22 protein-coding genes and 2 pseudogenes are annotated in these 17,551 nt (G+C 41.2%); 7 read left to right on the forward strand and 17 right to left on the reverse strand.

All coding sequences use genetic code 11. The features are described 5' to 3' along the window. Positions 1-11: 11 nt before the first annotated feature. Positions 12-323, reverse strand: a complete 312-nt coding sequence (gene yneA / locus ACNFN4_RS17795) for a cell division suppressor protein YneA (protein ID WP_003154001.1) — start codon at positions 321-323, stop codon at positions 12-14. 155 nt (positions 324-478) lie between these two features. On the opposite strand from yneA, the gene lexA reads away from it, so the two are divergent. After that, complete coding sequence (gene lexA / locus ACNFN4_RS17800) at positions 479-1,099, forward strand: transcriptional repressor LexA (protein WP_007611720.1); 621 nt, start codon at positions 479-481, stop codon at positions 1,097-1,099. A gap of 338 nt (positions 1,100-1,437) precedes the next feature. On the opposite strand, the gene ACNFN4_RS17805 is transcribed toward lexA, so the two are convergent. Continuing rightward, complete coding sequence (locus ACNFN4_RS17805) at positions 1,438-1,866, reverse strand: hypothetical protein (protein WP_014418016.1); 429 nt, start codon at positions 1,864-1,866, stop codon at positions 1,438-1,440. Between the two features lie 153 nt (positions 1,867-2,019). On the opposite strand from ACNFN4_RS17805, the gene ACNFN4_RS17810 reads away from it, so the two are divergent. Next, a complete protein-coding gene (locus ACNFN4_RS17810) occupies positions 2,020-2,469 on the forward strand; it encodes a YndM family protein (RefSeq protein WP_014418015.1) in 450 nt (149 codons plus the stop codon). Between the two features lie 27 nt (positions 2,470-2,496). Here the strand turns inward: ACNFN4_RS17810 and ACNFN4_RS17815 are convergent, their stop codons facing one another. The 4 genes from ACNFN4_RS17815 to ACNFN4_RS17830 form a co-directional block, all read right to left on the reverse strand. After that, on the reverse strand, positions 2,497-3,327 hold the full coding sequence (locus tag ACNFN4_RS17815) for a prohibitin family protein (protein ID WP_014418014.1): 831 nt from the start codon (positions 3,325-3,327) through the stop codon (positions 2,497-2,499). Then, entirely contained in the window at positions 3,314-3,463 is a 150-nt protein-coding gene (locus ACNFN4_RS17820) for a hypothetical protein (protein WP_014418013.1), read from the reverse strand. Before ACNFN4_RS17820 ends, ACNFN4_RS17815 begins: the two co-directional genes overlap by 14 nt. A 105-nt stretch (positions 3,464-3,568) precedes the next feature. Further along, complete coding sequence (locus ACNFN4_RS17825) at positions 3,569-4,393, reverse strand: poly-gamma-glutamate hydrolase family protein (RefSeq protein ID WP_448200364.1); 825 nt, start codon at positions 4,391-4,393, stop codon at positions 3,569-3,571. 307 nt (positions 4,394-4,700) lie between these two features. Next, the gene (locus ACNFN4_RS17830; RefSeq protein ID WP_003154017.1) at positions 4,701-5,135 is read right to left on the reverse strand and encodes a dUTP diphosphatase; all 435 of its coding nucleotides are present in this window, start codon (positions 5,133-5,135) and stop codon (positions 4,701-4,703) included. 379 nt (positions 5,136-5,514) lie between these two features. Here ACNFN4_RS17830 and ACNFN4_RS17835 point away from each other — a divergent pair, with 379 nt between their 5' ends. The 3 genes from ACNFN4_RS17835 to ACNFN4_RS17845 all read left to right on the forward strand — a co-directional run bounded on the left by ACNFN4_RS17835 (position 5,515) and on the right by ACNFN4_RS17845 (position 9,063). Next, positions 5,515-7,932 carry a peptidase G2 autoproteolytic cleavage domain-containing protein gene (locus tag ACNFN4_RS17835; RefSeq protein WP_448200365.1) on the forward strand — a complete coding sequence of 806 codons (2,418 nt, stop codon included), beginning with the start codon at positions 5,515-5,517 and terminating at the stop codon, positions 7,930-7,932. A gap of 168 nt (positions 7,933-8,100) precedes the next feature. Further along, a complete protein-coding gene (locus ACNFN4_RS17840) occupies positions 8,101-8,241 on the forward strand; it encodes a hypothetical protein (protein WP_162984842.1) in 141 nt (46 codons plus the stop codon). A gap of 285 nt (positions 8,242-8,526) precedes the next feature. Then, positions 8,527-9,063 (forward strand): hypothetical protein, encoded by a 537-nt coding sequence (locus tag ACNFN4_RS17845; RefSeq protein WP_007611706.1) that lies wholly within the window; start codon positions 8,527-8,529, stop codon positions 9,061-9,063. Between the two features lie 356 nt (positions 9,064-9,419). Here ACNFN4_RS17845 and ACNFN4_RS17850 read toward each other — a convergent pair whose 3' ends face one another. Continuing rightward, positions 9,420-9,959, reverse strand: coding sequence for a GNAT family N-acetyltransferase (locus tag ACNFN4_RS17850; protein WP_014418009.1), 540 nt, complete (start codon positions 9,957-9,959; stop codon positions 9,420-9,422). A gap of 140 nt (positions 9,960-10,099) precedes the next feature. Here ACNFN4_RS17850 and ACNFN4_RS17855 point away from each other — a divergent pair, with 140 nt between their 5' ends. Further along, complete coding sequence (locus ACNFN4_RS17855) at positions 10,100-10,198, forward strand: YjcZ family sporulation protein (protein WP_003154022.1); 99 nt, start codon at positions 10,100-10,102, stop codon at positions 10,196-10,198. A gap of 164 nt (positions 10,199-10,362) precedes the next feature. Here ACNFN4_RS17855 and ACNFN4_RS17860 read toward each other — a convergent pair whose 3' ends face one another. From ACNFN4_RS17860 to ACNFN4_RS17870, 3 genes are all read right to left on the reverse strand, one after another. Next, a complete protein-coding gene (locus ACNFN4_RS17860; protein WP_003154023.1) occupies positions 10,363-10,983 on the reverse strand; it encodes a lytic polysaccharide monooxygenase auxiliary activity family 9 protein in 621 nt (206 codons plus the stop codon). Positions 10,984-11,196: 213 nt separating this feature from the next. Beyond that, the gene (locus ACNFN4_RS17865) at positions 11,197-12,270 is read right to left on the reverse strand and encodes an LLM class flavin-dependent oxidoreductase (protein WP_095060109.1); all 1,074 of its coding nucleotides are present in this window, start codon (positions 12,268-12,270) and stop codon (positions 11,197-11,199) included. A 225-nt stretch (positions 12,271-12,495) separates the two neighbouring features. Beyond that, positions 12,496-13,116: a DUF3885 domain-containing protein gene (locus ACNFN4_RS17870; RefSeq protein ID WP_017417864.1), complete on the reverse strand. Its 621-nt coding sequence runs from the start codon at positions 13,114-13,116 to the stop codon at positions 12,496-12,498. 276 nt (positions 13,117-13,392) lie between these two features. Here ACNFN4_RS17870 and ACNFN4_RS17875 point away from each other — a divergent pair, with 276 nt between their 5' ends. Next, the gene (locus ACNFN4_RS17875) at positions 13,393-13,629 is read left to right on the forward strand and encodes a hypothetical protein (protein WP_225513857.1); all 237 of its coding nucleotides are present in this window, start codon (positions 13,393-13,395) and stop codon (positions 13,627-13,629) included. A gap of 46 nt (positions 13,630-13,675) precedes the next feature. On the opposite strand, the gene ACNFN4_RS17880 is transcribed toward ACNFN4_RS17875, so the two are convergent. The 7 genes and pseudogenes from ACNFN4_RS17880 to ACNFN4_RS17910 all read right to left on the reverse strand — a co-directional run. Next, the gene (locus ACNFN4_RS17880; RefSeq protein ID WP_088056489.1) at positions 13,676-14,155 is read right to left on the reverse strand and encodes a DUF4944 domain-containing protein; all 480 of its coding nucleotides are present in this window, start codon (positions 14,153-14,155) and stop codon (positions 13,676-13,678) included. 128 nt (positions 14,156-14,283) lie between these two features. Continuing rightward, the gene (locus tag ACNFN4_RS17885) at positions 14,284-14,667 is read right to left on the reverse strand and encodes a DUF3902 family protein (protein WP_306383674.1); all 384 of its coding nucleotides are present in this window, start codon (positions 14,665-14,667) and stop codon (positions 14,284-14,286) included. Between the two features lie 80 nt (positions 14,668-14,747). Beyond that, positions 14,748-15,083: pseudogene (locus tag ACNFN4_RS17890) on the reverse strand (hypothetical protein). Between the two features lie 28 nt (positions 15,084-15,111). Further along, entirely contained in the window at positions 15,112-15,261 is a 150-nt protein-coding gene (locus tag ACNFN4_RS17895; RefSeq protein WP_223257613.1) for a hypothetical protein, read from the reverse strand. Positions 15,262-15,563: 302 nt separating this feature from the next. After that, a pseudogene (locus ACNFN4_RS17900) lies at positions 15,564-15,887 on the reverse strand (SMI1/KNR4 family protein); the annotation flags it as partial. Positions 15,888-15,942: 55 nt separating this feature from the next. Beyond that, positions 15,943-16,401 (reverse strand): SMI1/KNR4 family protein, encoded by a 459-nt coding sequence (locus ACNFN4_RS17905; RefSeq protein ID WP_014418000.1) that lies wholly within the window; start codon positions 16,399-16,401, stop codon positions 15,943-15,945. Positions 16,402-16,415: 14 nt separating this feature from the next. Further along, positions 16,416-17,551: HNH/ENDO VII family nuclease (locus ACNFN4_RS17910; RefSeq protein ID WP_448200366.1), on the reverse strand; the 1,136-nt coding region annotated here is incomplete at its 5' end.

The raw sequence follows: 17,551 nt of genomic DNA on the forward strand, positions 1-17,551 counted from the left end.
CTCTTTCCTCTCTAATTGACAATGGCCAGCTGATATACGGCCGGATGCTTCTTCTTAACCGGAAGAATAAGTTCGTCTCCGGGCTTTATATCAGCAGTTTGGAGATGATTATTCTCCGTCACCCACTCAATGAAATCTTCTTTATTAATGTGTTTCTTTTCTGCTACATGATCCGCAAGTGACCAGAGTGTATCGCCGTCCTGAACCTTTATTTTAACATATTGGCTGAGGGACTGATCATTTCCCGCACATGAGACAAGTAAAATAGCGGCACTTAAAATCGCAGTAAACAGTCCGACAAATATGATAGATTCTTTCGCCATGTAAACAACCTCCAATAAGAATGTTTGTTCGCTTTTTATACCTTTCAGTATATACGAACAAATGTTTCTGTCAATCGTTTTTTCGAACCTATGTTTGTACTGTCAGGAAAATCATGCTATAATCTACTTAAAATCGACGTTTTGAGGTGCGAAATATGACGAAGCTATCAAAAAGGCAGCTTGATATCCTGCGTTTTATTAAAGAAGAGGTAAAAACGAAAGGATATCCGCCTTCTGTAAGAGAGATAGGAGAAGCAGTAGGACTGGCTTCCAGTTCAACCGTGCACGGCCATTTGGCGCGGCTGGAGACAAAAGGCCTGATCAGACGGGACCCTACTAAACCGAGAGCGATTGAGGTATTGGATGAAGAAGAAGTCCAAATTCCGAAAAGCCAGGTCGTAAACGTTCCGGTCATCGGGAAAGTGACGGCGGGTATTCCGATTACGGCTGTTGAAAATATCGACGAGTATTTTCCGCTTCCTGACCGGATGGTTCCTCCGGGCGAACATGTCTTTATGTTAGAAATCATGGGAGAAAGTATGATTGACGCCGGCATTTTTGACAAAGATTACGTCATCGTCAAACAGCAGAACACGGCCAATAACGGAGAAATCGTCGTAGCTATGACCGAAGATGATGAAGCGACGGTTAAGCGCTTCTATAAAGAAGACAATTATGTGCGGCTGCAGCCGGAAAATCCGACGATGGAGCCGATTATCCTGCAAAACGTAAGCATTTTGGGGAAAGTTATCGGCGTATTCAGAGCCGTACATTAATTCTATTAAACTTCATTTATCGTAAAAAACCCCTTACAGAGGGGTTTTTTTGCATAAAAAAAGCAGATTCGCCCTGGCTTAAGAAACGAATCTGCTAAGGAGGAAAAACTTACATTCTTATTATCCGACATCACACTTTTGAAGTCAACTAATAATGTTTCCCTAAAGAAACTTTTCATCCATTTTTCAACTTTGTATATTTGTGCGTGATGAATTTGTTTTTGTCTATCTTTTCTTTTGGGCGGGCGATCAAAATTTATATATGAATATTTAGTACATAGTACAATAGGTTATATTTAAATATAAAAAAACCCGCTGCCTTTAGCGAGTATCTATTTTCAATCAAAATGATAATATTCTACACCGTATAACCCTTTAATATAGGCGGGGCCACAGACGTTTGAAGAACTTTCAACCAGAATTCTGTATTTGTGATACGGATCAATTGATTTTTTATCCTGGGCACTGAGGTTTAACCAGCTGCCGCTGTAGTTTTTAGAACTTAATGTATAAAAATTTCCGTTCAGCGCCATCCGCTGGAGTTTCATGCTTAAACCGCACGAAGAGTTGTTCATGATGGTGAACTTATATCCTAAAAAGTAATCGTCGGCAGCTACAGCCCCAGGATTTTCAATATGAAACTCTTTTGCATTTCCCTCCAAAGTGAAGCTTGTTTTTGATCCGAATTCAGTGGTAGCCGCTTTAGCTGAGTGTATTCCGCTAAAACATAATAAAAAAACAGCAATACAAATCCAGTATTTTTTCATTTGCATCCCCCTTTTTACATATTTTAACTTGTGAATCCTGTGATGTCTATTCACATTTTATTAAAACGTATACTTTATAACCACTATATACCAGTTTAAAAATTTGCGGATTGCTTACAATGAAGACTAAACGAAATAACGAAGGTGGTTCAAATGAAACACGTAATTGCTTTCGCTTCTAAAACGGCGCTCACACTTGCTTTACTGTACATTGTTCTGGATCTTATGTACCAAGTAACCTTTTTAAACGTTCTGTTTATTACAGTGATCTTAAGTTTAATCACTTATTTTGCGGGTGATTGCATGATTCTGCCGAGAACAAGCAATTTCACAGCCGTTGCAGCTGATTTCGGAATTTCATTCATTATATTATGGATATTCCTTATGAACATTGGCGGATTTAATGTCTCTCCTGCCGCGGCATCGGTTATCTCTGCACTTGGCATTTCTGTTTTTGAGGCATTTTTTCACCGGTATTTGCAGCAATATGTACTTCCCGAAGATTATCAGGACACAACAGAGGCGGATAGCACGCTATGGAGCTATCAAACCGAGGCGTCTGAAGAATTAGTGCCGGAAAAAGACCCTCAGGAAAAAACATAAAAAGGAGGCAATCGCCTCCTTCTCTTTTTATTTTTGCTTCTGATCGTCCAGCGGCAGCTGCAGCAGCGAGTCTGTGCCTGTCGCTTTCGGCGTTTTTCCGTCCCATTTTTCAATCCATTTATATTTAATCATTTCATCGGACATTGATTTCTTTATGATTTGGTTGTAATCAGCGATCCCTTCCGCTTCAATTTTTTTCTTTTTCGCTTCGGCTTCGGCTATTTTAATTTCAGTTTGTGTCCGTTCAAGTTCCTGTGAAGACTTCACCCTTGCATCGATAGCTTCCTGTGTGGCTTTATCCGGCTTCGGTACGCCAAGCGTCAGATCATCAATTAAAAATCCAAGACTCTTCATATCATCAGCAAATCTCTTTTGAACATCGGCAGCGGCTTCTGCAGATTTTTGCCCGTATGTGTCAATAACCGAGTATTTGCTGATTGATTTTCGCGCCGCATCCCACAGCCTTGTTTTTAAATATGTATTTTCAATCGTTTCAACGTTTACCGCGCCGAATTTGTTAAACAGATCGACTACTTTATCAGGCTGCACGACATAGTTGTAAGCGATATCCATTTCTATATTTTTACCGTCTGAGGTTGCCACTTTTATATTTTCATTATTCACTGTCTGCATACGCACCGGATATTCCGTTACTTTATTAAATAAACCGACTAAGTGCCAGCCTTGGTCCAATGTGTCGGATTTTACCCCGCCATTCGGTGAGTATACAACCCCGACATAACCGTTCGGTATTTTTTCAATGAATAGTGACGCTGTAACGCCCGCAATTAAAAGGGCTGCACCTATAATCACACCGCCGAGAATTTTTTTTGTGTTTCCGCGCTTATTTTCGCTCATGCTGATCTTCTTCCTCCCATGACTTTTTGAATTTTTTGGCTCTGCTTCCCACTTGTTTAAAGATTGGACTAAGCATCAGCCATAAACCGAATCCGATGATGACAAGAAGAATGATAGACCCGATCATCACTTTCATTTGCCCACCTCTTTTCTTTCATCCTGTCAATTATGTATACGATCTTAAGAACTTAAAGTTTCATAAATTTCAAAAGAAAAAGCCCCGCCGACAAAATAGGCGTGCTTATTCATAATTGTCACTGATAAAATCAGAAATCGTTTTTGTGAATTGATAAAAGGTCCCGTTTTGTGTGGATGCTCTGCTTTTCAGCGTAAAAGTGTCAAATAGTGATTTTCTGAAGCCGGTGCTCATTTCGATTTGAATACTCAATCCGGATGAAGATTGATTGGCAAGGTTGTTCGGACTGACGCCTGCATATTTATCATTTATGCCGAGAAGAACGGCAGGATACCCGTGCCGTTTCAGCACATCGGTCAAAAGTTCGGCCCGTTCTCTGTCTGTACCGCCGATTTTTATCTTTTTATCATCACTGCCGTAACCGTGCAATGAAATGACATTAGAGTGCTCTTTCACCATTTGCACGGCCTTAGGTTCATCGAAATGCGAACTTGTCAAATGCAGAGCCGCATTACCGGCTGATTTTAACCCTTCAAATAAATATAAACTCCGGTTTTCGGCAATTTCTCTGGCTAACTCACTGGTCCCCGGCTCTATGCCTCCGCCGTGTATAGCTAATATGAGGACAGAAGGGTTATGTTCTCGCGTTGAAATGGAAAAATCGGAAGGATTTTCATTCAGCTTTAATTCCTCGAAACTGCCGTAAATATCTGAAGCGGCATTAGCCTGAAAGAACGGCAGGAGCAAAAACGGTAAAATCAAAACTAAAATTCCTTTTTTGGTTATTGATGGCATTTGTATGTTTATGTTACAATACAAATGCTTCAGCCTTTGAAGCGAACGGCAGAACAGGGTGACTTTGGACGGTTTCTTCTGCTCTGCCTCTTTGCCAGCTACTTTACGGTCTACTCTTCTAACCCTTTTTGCCATAACATCATCCTTTCTTTTGTTTACACTTTTGTCACAATATTATATACGTTGGACAAAACCTCCGTTCATCTTGAAGAATAAAAACATCAAAACAACTTCTATCCTTTAACCTAAAAAAGTCTTTCTGTTCAAAGAGACGGAAGGCTTAACTATTTGCTCTTGGCATAGACGGTTACGGAGCGGCCGCTTATTTCGAAGTCAAATTCGAACGTGACGTATGATTTCCCAATTCAAGAATCCCGAAACAAATTGAATGTAACTGCTGTTTCCATAAAAAAAGACTGCTGTTAAGCAGTCTTTTTTCGTTTTATTTCGTGCCTGTTGATCCCAGTCCGCCGCGGTCATTGTTCCCGAGCTTGTCTACTTCGATCAGCTCCACTTCAGGCATTTTCTTCATGATTCTGAATTGGCAGATCCGCTCCCCCTTGGAAATGTCGGTATCCCGAAGCGCGAATGCAGGAAAAAACCAGAAGTCATTGTCGCCTTTATATGATTCATCAATGACTCCCATTGAATTTGTCTGAATGATACCGAAATGCTTATATGTACTTGAACGCGGAACGACATGGGCCTCATATCCTTCCGGCAGTTCCATCGCAACTCCAAGCGGGATAAGTTTGAATTCACCTTTTTTGATTGTGATATCTTCAGCTGCCCGCAGATCAATCCAATCGCCCTGTTCAATTTTACTGATTCTCGTTTGCGTATCATCTGAATATTTAATTTTGATTTGTAAAGTCATGTTCGCTGCTCCTTTTGCTTCCCTATTTCAGTCGTATTGATGACCAATCCGTGCCCCATTATACCATTTAACTGATAAGAATGTTGATTTTGGTGTATTTGCAGCCGAAGAGGAAGCACAGCGAAGTCAATGAGAATAAACCTAAAATGAGGGCCCTTCCTATCAGTTTTTTCCTCCATTTTCACATGACAGCTTCAATTATAATAATGCAAAGCTTTATATCCGTTCTTTCAACAGAGCTTTTTTAAAATTTCACCTTGGTTTCAAAAGGAATTTCGTTCTGAATAAAGAATTTGAAGAATAAGCGCTTAAAGGGTGCGCGACTCTTTTCTGTCCCCTGCCTCAGGCGCTTATATCAAAAGAAAGAGGTGTCTTTAGAATGGTTCAATTTAAAAACTTTCCTGATCCGTCTTTAAACGCCCCATTGCAGTCTCGCCCTGCACAGCCCTCTGAATTGGAGCATCTCAAAGCAAGGATGCAGAATTTTATTAAGCATTCCGCAACGGATGATAATCTTGAGATCGCAGATGCCCGGGTGACGGCGGAAGGAATGGTCACCTCACTTTTAAAAGAACGGCTTGATACAGAATACGAAATGCTTATGAATAAAATCACCCGGGAAGTGAATGTGGAGGACTACGGAGCGGTCCCTGACGGCCGGGACAATACGGAAGCCTTTCGGAGAGCGATCGGGAACGGCCGGGTCAAAGTAAATGTCCCCGCAGGAGAATTTTTGGTTCAAGGGATAAAACTCCCCTCATGGACTACCATTTCCGGTGAGGGACAAGGGATTACCGTGCTTAAGCTTCATGAGGACACTCCCGCATACGAATGGGTCATTACTAACGATGATTACGATAATGGAAACCGTAATATTTTTGTCCAGAACATGACTTTAGACTGGAATCCTGATCGTCAATGCGGGGTCAGGAACCCCGGAGGACAGTTTTCCAGCTGTTTAACGTTTGCTAATGTGCAATACGGCTGGATTAAGAATGTTGAAACGGTTAACGCGGGTCTCCATGGTATTGATATTACATCTCCGACTTACGATCATTTGCCTAAAACAGAATGGACGAAAGACGGCTGCCGATATATATGGATTGATAACTGTGTGGCATACGGCGCCGGAGACGACGGCATTACCACCCATTACAGCGAGTATATTTTCATTTCCAACTGCCATTCCGGAAACCCCCGCGGCACAGAGCATGCTGAGGGCAGCGCAAACTCGAACGGCATTGAAATTGACGACGGCTCTAAACATGTATGGCTTTTAAATAACTATACGAGCGGAAATATCCGCGGGATTGAGGTAAAGGCGCACAGCCTGTGGCCGGCTTCTCAAAATGTTCATATTATCGGTCATGTTTCGTATCGTGATGTACGTTCATTTGATATTCGTCATATCGGCCATCATCAGGCCTCAGACCCCGAAAGCACGACGGCTTATGATGTTACTTTAACCGATTGCACCGCGATTGAACCGGTATTCAATGCTCTCTATGACGGTGTGACCCCGAGGGCGCTGGTCATCTCTGCCTATAAAAACGTTAATGTAAACGGATTCACAGCTATTGGTGATCCCTCATACGACTATGGCGGGAATCCAGTCGTGGCTCTTCAATACCGCAGTCAAAATATTACGATTAACGGCATTAAAATACGCGGCTTTACACAAGCCGGTGTTGACATCAATATATCCGGCGGATCAAATAAAACCGATTATGTTAAAATTTCAAATTTTGATATATACAAGTCTTCTCCTAAAGGCATCTCAATCGGCGGAGGCCAATATAACGTAAATATTATGAACGGTACGATGATCGGAGACGGCGGTTCGGTCGGAATTACGTCCCCTAACAGTCAGGCCGTCATTCTCGGGGTGCAAGCGGAAGGTTACAGCGCGGCCGCATCTATAAAAGGACAGACTTATGAGCAGATCCCCGTCAATTTAAAGGGAGGCGCACAGCTCGCGACCAGCTCCGGTTTTGCATTCAACCCGACAAGCGCCGTTATTGCGGGAACAGGCGATATTACGGCCAGAGGTGACAGAAATGCGATCATCAGCTCTTCCGGAGGTTCAAGTTCTGAAGGTTCAAGGGCATTTATCGCCGCTTCAAACAATGTCCATATAACGGGCAGCAAAGTCTCCAGAACGATTCTGTCATCAGAAAGCATTACATTGGAAGAACCATACACGGTTGCCGGAGGGCATCAGTCCATCAAATGGAAACTGGATTCAGCGGGCGGCCACGGTACGTTCGCCGGAGCTGTCACCTCTTCCCTGTCAGGGTATGGAGAATATTTTGAAAGTGTAACCGGCCAGACAATTCCCGCCGGGACGATCGTCACAGTGAAAGGCGAAAAAATTGAATTGGCTCACGTCGGAGATTACATGCTCGGCGTCATTTCAGAAACAGCCGCTTTTATCTCAGGAGCCGCAAGCTTCGGATGGCAAAGCCGCTTTTTGACAAACGAGTTCGGCGGTTTCATATACGAAAATGTAACTGACGAAGAAACAGGAGAAACGGTACGCGTGCCGAAACAAAACCCAGACTGCAGTCCAGCTCTTGAAGCTGACTATGAAGCACGCGCGGCCAGAGACGAATGGCATATTGTCGGACTCAACGGCCGGCATTACGTACGGGTCGACGGTACGGTCAGCCCGGGAGATTATATCACGGCCCATAACGGAATCGGGACTAAAGCCGCGGAAGGCTGGAAGGTATTGAAACTGACAGCCTTGTACAGTTCTGAAAAAGGGTACGGCATTGCAATTGCGGTTATCAAATAGGGACTCAATATCAGGATCATCTCCTCTCTTTTCTATCGGGCGGGTATGATCCTGTTTTTTATACCGAATGAGATGCCTCTTTTTCAGCATACCGTTTCATTTGTCCAAGCCATCCATGCTTTCTGTCATAGAATACTACCGTCAGATGAAAAAAGGAGGAATATGAGTATGGATATGGGTATGGATATGAACGGACATTATGATCACCACCCAAAGCAGCCTAAACAAAAAAAGAAGAAACAAGATAAAAAGCATCTTGATTATGATTACATCGTTGTTTATAAAAGAAAATGCAAAAAATGCTGCTAACTTGACATATCAACACTTTTTACACCCGGTAAAATCCGGGTGTTTTTCTTATTATGGCGTTTCTCCGGGCTATTTTCACCCAAAATCCGGTCATCCTGTCACAATACATAAAAAGACTCTATTATTTTCTTCCCTTTTCGCCTAATTAAAAGTATTTCATTTACAGAAAACAACACAAATAGAATGACATGACTTTTGAGAAAATCTACTCTTTGCTTGGTCAATTTTTCTGCGATACCATGAATTTGCAACAATTTTAAAAAATTTCCTCAGGAGGTCATAGCCATGAAAATCGCCAGAACGGTAGTCGGATCATGCTTAGCTTTATCTCTAACAATTCCTTTCACAGCCAGTGCCTCAGCAGCCAGTCAGTCTGAACACGCAAACGCGCCTCACGTTTCACCCGTTGCAAATCCGTTAGAAAGTAAATTATCCCAAACAGCAGACCAAAACGTAAAAGCAGCGGGTGTTGATGCCGGGCTGAACGTAAACGTAGATGTTCTCGGAATCTCAGATCGCATTGCTGAAGCAGTTAAGTCAGATCAAAACCGAACCGGCTGGGTAAAAAATGTCATGGAAACAACATTTTACGCATCAGGACAGAAGTACAACGTCATGGTGTTCAATTTAAATCAAGAATATGAAGACCGGTTTAACGGCGTTCAGTTTTATGGATCAGCCGTTTATGACGGCATTACTTACGGAATCTGGGTCTTCGAAGACGGGTCCTTCGATAACAAAGGGGACGGAGGCTGGATCAATTGGGCATTCAGAGGATGGTTCGATCGTGATAATCAGCATATTGAATTCCACAGACCTTAATACGGAGAAAACTTGCGGCAGCGCCCGCAAGTTTTTATTTTGATAACGGGATACTGCACATTTTTCACCGTTATAACGACTATACTTGAAGTGCGGGCTCCGATCGCAGCCCCGGTAAAGTCTTTCAAAGTGAGGGTATGCCATGTCAAAGTCTTTAAAAATAATGTTGTGGAGCATATTGGTGTTCATCATCTTGTTAGTGATTATCGGAATCGTTTCTTTCAATCAAACTCCGTCTGCAGAAAGCGCAGCGGAAAGAATGCTTTATGGCTTCTAATCAATTTTAAAGTTCTGCAATAAGCCTTCACCGGCTTTTTTAAACCACAGAACACCTGACAAAACGACGAATTTTCAATTTATTCGTTAACGATCTCATTCAGTATAGAATATACACGTGTATCATGGAGCAGTCCGTTTTGATACATATATCTTCTCAAAATTCCTTCAGATTGAAACCCCGCCTTTATCAGTAATTGATGAGACGCTGCATTCTCAATGAAAACAACAGCGCCTATACGATGCAGCCCAAGCTTTTCAAACCCAAAAGAAAGAACATTCTCCAACGCTTCAAAAGCATAGCCATTCCTCCAATAATTCGGATGAATCTCATAACCGATCTCCGCCCGCTTATGCTTGGGCACCCAAGAGTTAAAACCAATAGTTCCGATTATTCCCTTCGCATCTTTCCTCTCGATTCCCCATCGCATTCCCTTTTTATCATGATATTGATCTTTAAACCAGCCAATCATTTTTTCAGCCTGTTCCATTGAATCAAAAGGTTCCAAACCATAATAGCGTGTTACATTTGTATTTGAAAAACAAGCAAATATTTGCTTTGTATCTTTCTTTTCAACTTCTCTAAGAATAAGTCTGTCCGTTTCTATTACAGGAAGCATTTACGGTCCCCCTTTAAAAGAAATGCGAGAAGAAAATATATGCAGACTAAAACCCTTTTTTCAAAAAGTAAACTAGCATCCCTATCAAACTTTACATTTCGGCATAATATGTATTAATCCTCTTTAGGAGGTGAGATTATATGGGATTCTCAGGTGGTTATGGTAGCTCCTTTGCGTTAATCGTGGTGCTATTCATTTTATTAATCATCGTTGGGGCTTCTTTCCTCGGCGGTTATTAAGAATCCTCTTACCTCCGCATCCATGTCAGCAGCACCTCCATGATCGTACGGCGCCATAAATGAAATGTTTATGGCGCTCTGCTGTTTTTCCCCTTTTCATTCACACATTAAAACTAAAAAGATCGGCCGATGTATCAACATGCAGCCGATCAGTAATTCATAAATTATTGTGTAAGGTTTACATCGATGACGTTATAGAAGGCATTGGAAGTATCCGCAACGTCCCATACCCCTAAAATGACATGATACCCGCTTCGATCAGTCGGCACAAAAATCTTATGAGTCAAATTCGTATCTGCCTTGGAACCGTCGTGGTTTACCGTTCCGATTAATTCGAATTCATCTCTTGACAAAGGTTTATTCGGATTCCAGTTTTTCTTGGTGATATAATAGTGCCACTTTGATGTCGCATGAGGGGCCGTGTAGTACCAAGTAAAGGTGTTAAAACCGCCGCGGATGTTTTGTTTTACCCAATAATCTGCAGTCTGCTTGTCTAAACCGAAGTCAATTTGTCCTGATCCCCCATTTGCAGACGCAATTCTTCCATCCGGCGGACCTGCAGCCGGAAATCCTTTCGGCCCTTCTACAGACTGAGGATTATCAATGACGGAGCCATATTTCTGGGCAGCGGCCGTCCAGCCCAATGTTTGTTTCTCTAATGCTCCCATGTACGCTCTGCTGACGGGCTCTTTTATATACCCGTGCGCAGATGCATCACTTGAATAGAAAGCGCCTCCAATACCAAGAGTAACAGTTAAAACTGCAGCTTTGACTAAACCCTTCATTACTGCATCATCCTCCCTCTTTTGTTAATAAAAACCTTTCGGTATATACACTTCACGATGGAGGATGAAATGACCTTCCTTTTCTTGATAGGAAAAAGCAATGAGGTTCGCGCTTTTCCCTTTGTTTTTTATAATCATAAAGAAAAAGCCGGGCCGATTCTGTTGTCGAATCCGCGATTGCCAAAAACCGGCCCGCCCCTTTTGCTCAGAACTTCATTCGCTGGATTTGCCGGTTTCTTTTCGGATAACCGGTGCTACTTCCGCTGCTAATCGTTCGATGTTTTCCGCGGCTTTTTTAAACGGCATACCTCCTATATCGATTTGCGCGAGAAATCGCTGATGTCCGAATAACTCGTATTGATGCATGATTTTTTCAATGATCTGCTGTGAGCTTCCCACAAATAAAGCTGTTTCTTTTCCGGACGCCCGTTCAAAATCTTCCTTCGTTAAAGGCTCATCGATCCCGTGATATGAATGAACATGAGACCAGTAATTTGAATGATACGGGTAAAATTCTTGTATTGCCTGTTCATTCGTTTTTGAAATGAACATATGTCCGCTTACGGCAACCTTCACATTTTCCGGAGGATGACCGGCTTTAGAAGCCGCTTCCCGGTATTTGTCAACAAGCGGCTTAGATGACACCGGATCACCGCTCAGTACAGCTAATGCCAAACCCGCACCTGCACGCCCGGCCCGTTCTGCGCTTTCCGGAGTCCCCGAAACACCTAACCATAGCGGAATGCTTCCGCGAAAAGGCCGAGGAGAAATTTCTGCCTCGCGCAGCGGCGGCCGGTAACGTCCTTTCCAGGTAACCGATTCTTCCCCGGAATTTAATTTTAAAAAAAGGTCAATGTGTTCTTCAAACAGTTCTTTATAATGGCCTACGTCATAACCGAAAAGAGGAAACGAGTCTAAAAATGCGCCCCGTCCCGCAATGATTTCCGCCCGGCCGTCTGAAATCAGATCAAGCGTTGCAAAATCCTCAAATAAACGGACGGGATCTGCGGTGGATAATACAGTCGTGGCACTGGTCAGCTTAATATTTTCAGTGATCTGTGAAATCGCTGATAAGATGGCCGGCGGCGAAGATACCGCATAATCAAGACGATGATGCTCGCCTACACCGAATACATCAAGCCCTGCGTCGTCAACCAATTTCGCCAGCTTCATCAATTCATCTATCCGCTGCTTTGCGCTGACTGTTTTCCCTGTCAGAGGATCGGGATATAATTCTGCAAATGAATAAATTCCAATTTCCATACAATCACGGTGTTCAGCCCTCACATTTCTCTCCTCCTGCACTGTGTAAAATAGCTTTTATGTTATTCTATTCAGCCGTTTTACAAATAGGAATTCGTTCAAAATAAATACAGTAGCTTAACATGCAGAAGGTCGGTATGAGAGGAAAAAAAGTTTCTGGCGCCCTTCAATTCTGCCCATTACACTCATGCAGCCCGACTAAGCAAGAACAAAGCCGGCACAAGCGGATTCGAATTCATGTGTTCATTTTCAGTCCAATTCAATCCAATCGTGATATTGATCATAAAGCTTTCGTATTCTTCCGGCATCAAGAGCAATGACTTCACACCCTCTGTCATCATACAGAAAGAAAATAATATCTTTTGTCATATTCACAAAGAAAACATCAGGATACCCAACGGAACAGCCCCCGAACCTTGGCTTCAGCGGAAAATCTTCGTGGACGGCTGCCTTAAGTAATTGGGGGATACGCAGATCTTTCCGTTTACATAATAAAGAAAACTGCTGCATTTCATATTCTTCTTCGACCGGGCATTGACAGGTCTTCACTTGAATCCGATATAAATCATCCTTACACTTCAGAAACGGCTGATAAACCTTTAATTTTCTCGCGTGATTACCTTGAGATTTGTGCTTATACACGTTGGCAACAAGGAACATGTCATCGCTATGTTCAAACAGCTCATTGAAAAGTGCGGCGGTTTGATGATGAACAAGCTGAAAATACTCAAGATTCAAAGCACCGCTTTCATTAAATTGATACATATTGCCGCCGAGAGAAAAATGAATTCCAACGTCCCATTGATGATAAATGCCGGGCACTAATTTTAAAGTCGGAAACCTTTCCTTCAGATAATCATTTATTTTCATACAAACATCTCACTTTCCGTTTCCCGCTCCAGAAGCAGAAGGAGCCGAGAACATTCCGCTTTTTTCTTTTTCACCCTTGTAATATTATTCCGATTGGAATACAATGAAATAGAACACTGTGAACCCCATTGATCAGGGTGGATGCTGGTCACATTCATCCTGATCCTTTCTTTTACACAAGATCGCCCCAACTTTGAACCCCTCCGTTTCCAACCTTATTCATTGATATTACATATATTTCAATGGTATTATTTTCTTATACATAAGCATCAAGAGGTGTCCGCTTTGAACAACATCAGAAGATTAAGAGAATATTTCCGGTCTCACCGTAAAATAAGTCTGGCTGCAGACTTGCTTACGGCTGTATTGCTTATCTCATTATCCATTCTTTTTAACGGACGCCGGCAGGGAGCTTTTAATGGTTTCTTTATGTATGTCTTAGTAAGTAATTTTATCGGCTCCAATGCCTCTTTTATCGACTTCAGCAAATCGAGGAAAAACAAACAAAAATAAAGGCTCCGCGTCAAAAAGAGGGTTATACCGCCCTCTTTTTATTCTTTCAGTCATACCAATGCGTTCTTTTCAGGTTGAATTTTTCTGAATAGGACTCATGATCGGTTTTCCATACTGCTTCAACAGTGATTTCATGACCGATCACTTCATTTTCCGGCATATATTCAAACGTCTGAATATGGTCTTCTCCCGTTCCGCCGCCTTCTAATTTCTCTCCGGTGTATTCTGAAAGATGATAGTCTTTATATTCACCATATTTCCGGCCGTCAACAAATAATGTTAATCTCTTAATCACCGTGTTCTTTTCATTCACTTTATTACCTCTGTAATACAAATTCAAGAAATAGTTAGGGCCGATAGAGGTCTTGCCTGATTTTTCGATTGACGCTTCCCACGTCTTGCTTTGGCTACAGCCGATATATTTAACTTTTTCTCCTGAAATTAAAGAAAACAGTGCACATCCGGCTGCTATTATGAGAACAGTGATAATAACCAGCAATGTTTTAATGACTTTACGTTTTTTCATGACATCCCGCCTTTATCATTTAGAACGTATGAATATTAGAATTGTTACATTTAATTTGAAAGAATAATAAAAAGGGATTCTAATCCCAGGAATAAAAAAATACTAAGAAGATCATATTCCCCTTAGCCTCACATCCCAGATTGCCATGCAATAATGATAAAAGTCGTCCAAAAAGTTGTGACTAAAATAAGCATAACGGTTACAATCATTAAAAAGAGACAACTTATTGTTAGAATTGAGTCTTTGTTTTTGTTAAGAATCAGAGTAACCACTGATCCTGCAGCAAATAGATACGACAAAACCGCACCGACCCAATACCACAACATAGAGTCATTGCTCCAGTAAGCCATTGACTGCATATAAATACTGAATATAAATCCTGACAATGCTAATAGAAACGAAACTAAATTTGATTTCAAGTTAGAGTTCCTTTCTTCATAAGTTTTATTTTTAGGCACGGTCATACATCTGATAACACCTTTATGCGATATGCTTCGCCGCTTTGTCTGCATATTTTAATTCTTATTTCGTTTTTAAATATGTTTACTAAAACAGAAATGATATAAAGTTCACCTGAAACGCCGATTTAAAATTAAATAGATGTTTTATAAGCGTGAATTGCTTGATTTCTCAAAAGCATATTATCTTTCGTAACCATTCCAAGTTTGTATGCTTGTTTGATGATATCCAGCACTTGATTATCGGTTTCAGTTACAGCTCGTCCACCCGTTATTCTGGATTTCCAGTAATCAAACTGGTGATTTCATTCTGAACTGCTTTTAAGGTTTTGATTATCAACCACTTTTCCATTCTCGAGCGCATCTTTCAATTCATCAAAACGAATTGAACATTGCTGATTCGAATGACTTCCTGCACCTTCTGTCGCTAAACTGCAAAACGCTAAAAACTTTGAACTTTCGTGGTTTATTCACCCTCTCTCAAATTTTACAACGTTACTATAAATGATTTTCATTTTTTCCAAGCCCTTCAACTTGAATCTCATTTGAAGGAAGTTCGTTCATTGTAATTTCAATGTCTATCACTACCCTGTTTTGCCCAAGTATAGCATCATATTTGTATATGTTTGCTTCACCTTTGTATAACAAATTCCTTCCGCCTTTGGCTTTAATGACGGTTGAATTTGAGCCCATAAAGGGGCCTTTAAGATGTAACGGAAGAATCTGAAGACTGAAGCTTCAGCAGCTTCTGTATCAAAGTGACAGCTAGTGCAAGTATTACACACCTAAGCATTTTTCAATTCTGTAACTACCTGGTATTATTTCTCACGTTATTTATCGGTAATTCTATTGATAAATTCAACTCAAATACAAAAAGAACCTGTCTCTAACAAGGTTCTTTTCGTTTTGGTAACTGTATATTGTTTTTAACGACATATAAATGGAACTTAAGTATTGATTGCTTCTTGGAGACTGTTATGATCGTTAGCTAAACCATAGAAGTTCTCTAATAATTGTGTATCATCTTCCTTGCCCATCCAAGGATCTTTCTCTAATGGTTTGTAGCAAACGTCATACTCAACTTCATCTGTTGTTTTTTTACTATCTAAATAACAGCCTCCATATCCCTTCAAAAAATCCTTATAGTCGGAAGGTAATTGATTTCCTATGTTCATTTCAAGCTCTTTGAGTTGTTCATTTGTATTAATGCTAGGATCTGTGCTAGCATCAATCGTAAACTCTTTCAACTTTTGTTCGATCTTTGTGAAGCTCATTTTAATACTCCTTGATATGCTATGGAAAAACAAGTTATAGACCTTCTTTTTAGTTTTAATCGTCCCAGTCCTCGTCATCGATCCAGTCGTCTTTCGCTTCTTCAAGTTCTTCTATTAAAAACTCAAGGAATGTACTACCAACTTGTTTACCATATCCCTCTTGGTTATCCCAAAGAATGACTGGGCATTCTCCATCTATCATCTTGTTAGTGTCAAGACAATAAGAAAATTCATCTACATATTCGATCACTACAAGACCATCGGAAAGGTTATAATATTTTTTATATTCATTGGTCTGCTCGACAACTTCAGCACCGTGAGAGTCATATCCGAGTATCATTGTTCCATATGCTCCCCCTGAACCATACTCAGTTAAAAACCACTTATAGCTGTCTGGAAGGGTTACATTGAGATCCTCTTCTATTTCTCTAATCCGCTCCTCAGTGACTCCTCCCGTGAGAATAGAATTTTCTTTATTTTCATCAAAGAAAGTTTTTATTTTCGAATAATCCATTAAACTTTCACCTCTTATTCTTGATTCTCAAATTGCTGAGCTCTCCATCTCCAATACCTTCTTCTGAAACTTTTATATTGTTTATCAAGCACAGGATCATTTCTAAAACTCTGTCCATTCCCTTTTAATCCATGCAAAACATCACTGTACTTATTATGCCAGCTTTCAGGTATCTCCAGCATAGTACCAGGCTCTTCTTGAATTAAGTGATGTAAATTTATTTGCGTGCCATCTTTAGCAAACGGAGCATTACCATTTTTCATCAGTTGAAGATTCGTAAAGCCTTTACGATTTTTTTGATTAAGATCAATATCTTTCATTGTATATACCCTACGGCTTACATCTCTAATTTTCCCTTTTGTTTTTACTTTGCCGTCTATTTCATAGGCCTCATACTTCTCTTTATTTAACCAAGGGACATTTACTTTCTGACCAGTAAATGGCTTTCTGCTTTCATCCAATTTCTTTGCATTAGTCAAAAGTTCTTTCTTAAGGTTTTCACCATTTACTACATTGTATGGCACGTCACCTGTCAGAGCAAGATCATACTTAGAGTTATAAGGAAGCAAATCTGAAATCTTAATGTCCTTAATTTTCTGACCTGCCTGTCCTGCCTTATTTATGACCTTCCCCGCCGCATCAGCTTTGTTAATGGCTCCTGCGCCTTTCGTTCCGACGACAGCCACAGCCACTGAACCGACCGCATATGTCACCCATCTTGATCTGGAATACGCATCTCCATTTACCATATCTTTTTGATACGATTCCTCGATTGCTGCTGAAACAGCATCATATGTTTTAACAGGATGAAGTACTGCATTCCCCAGTGCTGACAGCGTTTCCCCTGGATCGGTTATGAAGTCCCATAGACCTGTTACCGTGTCTTTCCCGACATCATAAAGGCCGACGCCGGCTCCTTTTAAAATATCCCAAGTCACTTCTCCGGCTTCTTCCATCTGTTTTGCTTGTTCAAGCTGAATGACATATTGCTGTTGGGAAGGTTCAAGGTTTTCATAGCCGATCTTCTTCGCAATTTCCAAATATTCATCCGGATCGGTGACACCAGCGGCCAGCTTTTTCTTCAGATCCTTGATTTCCCGCTCCTTCGCTTCTTCCTTTTTAATCGTCAAATAATCATCCGAATGTCTTG

This window comes from Bacillus sp. N1(2025), from assembly GCF_053470005.1.

What these genes read in the sequence shown, in the direction of transcription:
- yneA (WP_003154001.1), bottom strand. Translation starts at nt 323, where the DNA reads ATGGCGAAAGAATCTATCATATTTGTCGGACTGTTTACTGCGATTTTA.
- lexA (WP_007611720.1), top strand. Translation starts at nt 479, where the DNA reads ATGACGAAGCTATCAAAAAGGCAGCTTGATATCCTGCGTTTTATTAAA.
- ACNFN4_RS17805 (WP_014418016.1), bottom strand. Translation starts at nt 1,866, where the DNA reads ATGAAAAAATACTGGATTTGTATTGCTGTTTTTTTATTATGTTTTAGC.
- ACNFN4_RS17810 (WP_014418015.1), top strand. Translation starts at nt 2,020, where the DNA reads ATGAAACACGTAATTGCTTTCGCTTCTAAAACGGCGCTCACACTTGCT.
- ACNFN4_RS17815 (WP_014418014.1), bottom strand. Translation starts at nt 3,327, where the DNA reads ATGAGCGAAAATAAGCGCGGAAACACAAAAAAAATTCTCGGCGGTGTG.
- ACNFN4_RS17820 (WP_014418013.1), bottom strand. Translation starts at nt 3,463, where the DNA reads ATGAAAGTGATGATCGGGTCTATCATTCTTCTTGTCATCATCGGATTC.
- ACNFN4_RS17825 (WP_448200364.1), bottom strand. Translation starts at nt 4,393, where the DNA reads ATGGCAAAAAGGGTTAGAAGAGTAGACCGTAAAGTAGCTGGCAAAGAG.
- ACNFN4_RS17830 (WP_003154017.1), bottom strand. Translation starts at nt 5,135, where the DNA reads ATGACTTTACAAATCAAAATTAAATATTCAGATGATACGCAAACGAGA.
- ACNFN4_RS17835 (WP_448200365.1), top strand. Translation starts at nt 5,515, where the DNA reads ATGGTTCAATTTAAAAACTTTCCTGATCCGTCTTTAAACGCCCCATTG.
- ACNFN4_RS17840 (WP_162984842.1), top strand. Translation starts at nt 8,101, where the DNA reads ATGGATATGGGTATGGATATGAACGGACATTATGATCACCACCCAAAG.
- ACNFN4_RS17845 (WP_007611706.1), top strand. Translation starts at nt 8,527, where the DNA reads ATGAAAATCGCCAGAACGGTAGTCGGATCATGCTTAGCTTTATCTCTA.
- ACNFN4_RS17850 (WP_014418009.1), bottom strand. Translation starts at nt 9,959, where the DNA reads ATGCTTCCTGTAATAGAAACGGACAGACTTATTCTTAGAGAAGTTGAA.
- ACNFN4_RS17855 (WP_003154022.1), top strand. Translation starts at nt 10,100, where the DNA reads ATGGGATTCTCAGGTGGTTATGGTAGCTCCTTTGCGTTAATCGTGGTG.
- ACNFN4_RS17860 (WP_003154023.1), bottom strand. Translation starts at nt 10,983, where the DNA reads ATGAAGGGTTTAGTCAAAGCTGCAGTTTTAACTGTTACTCTTGGTATT.
- ACNFN4_RS17870 (WP_017417864.1), bottom strand. Translation starts at nt 13,116, where the DNA reads ATGAAAATAAATGATTATCTGAAGGAAAGGTTTCCGACTTTAAAATTA.
- ACNFN4_RS17880 (WP_088056489.1), bottom strand. Translation starts at nt 14,155, where the DNA reads ATGAAAAAACGTAAAGTCATTAAAACATTGCTGGTTATTATCACTGTT.
- ACNFN4_RS17885 (WP_306383674.1), bottom strand. Translation starts at nt 14,667, where the DNA reads ATGCAGACAAAGCGGCGAAGCATATCGCATAAAGGTGTTATCAGATGT.
- ACNFN4_RS17905 (WP_014418000.1), bottom strand. Translation starts at nt 16,401, where the DNA reads ATGGATTATTCGAAAATAAAAACTTTCTTTGATGAAAATAAAGAAAAT.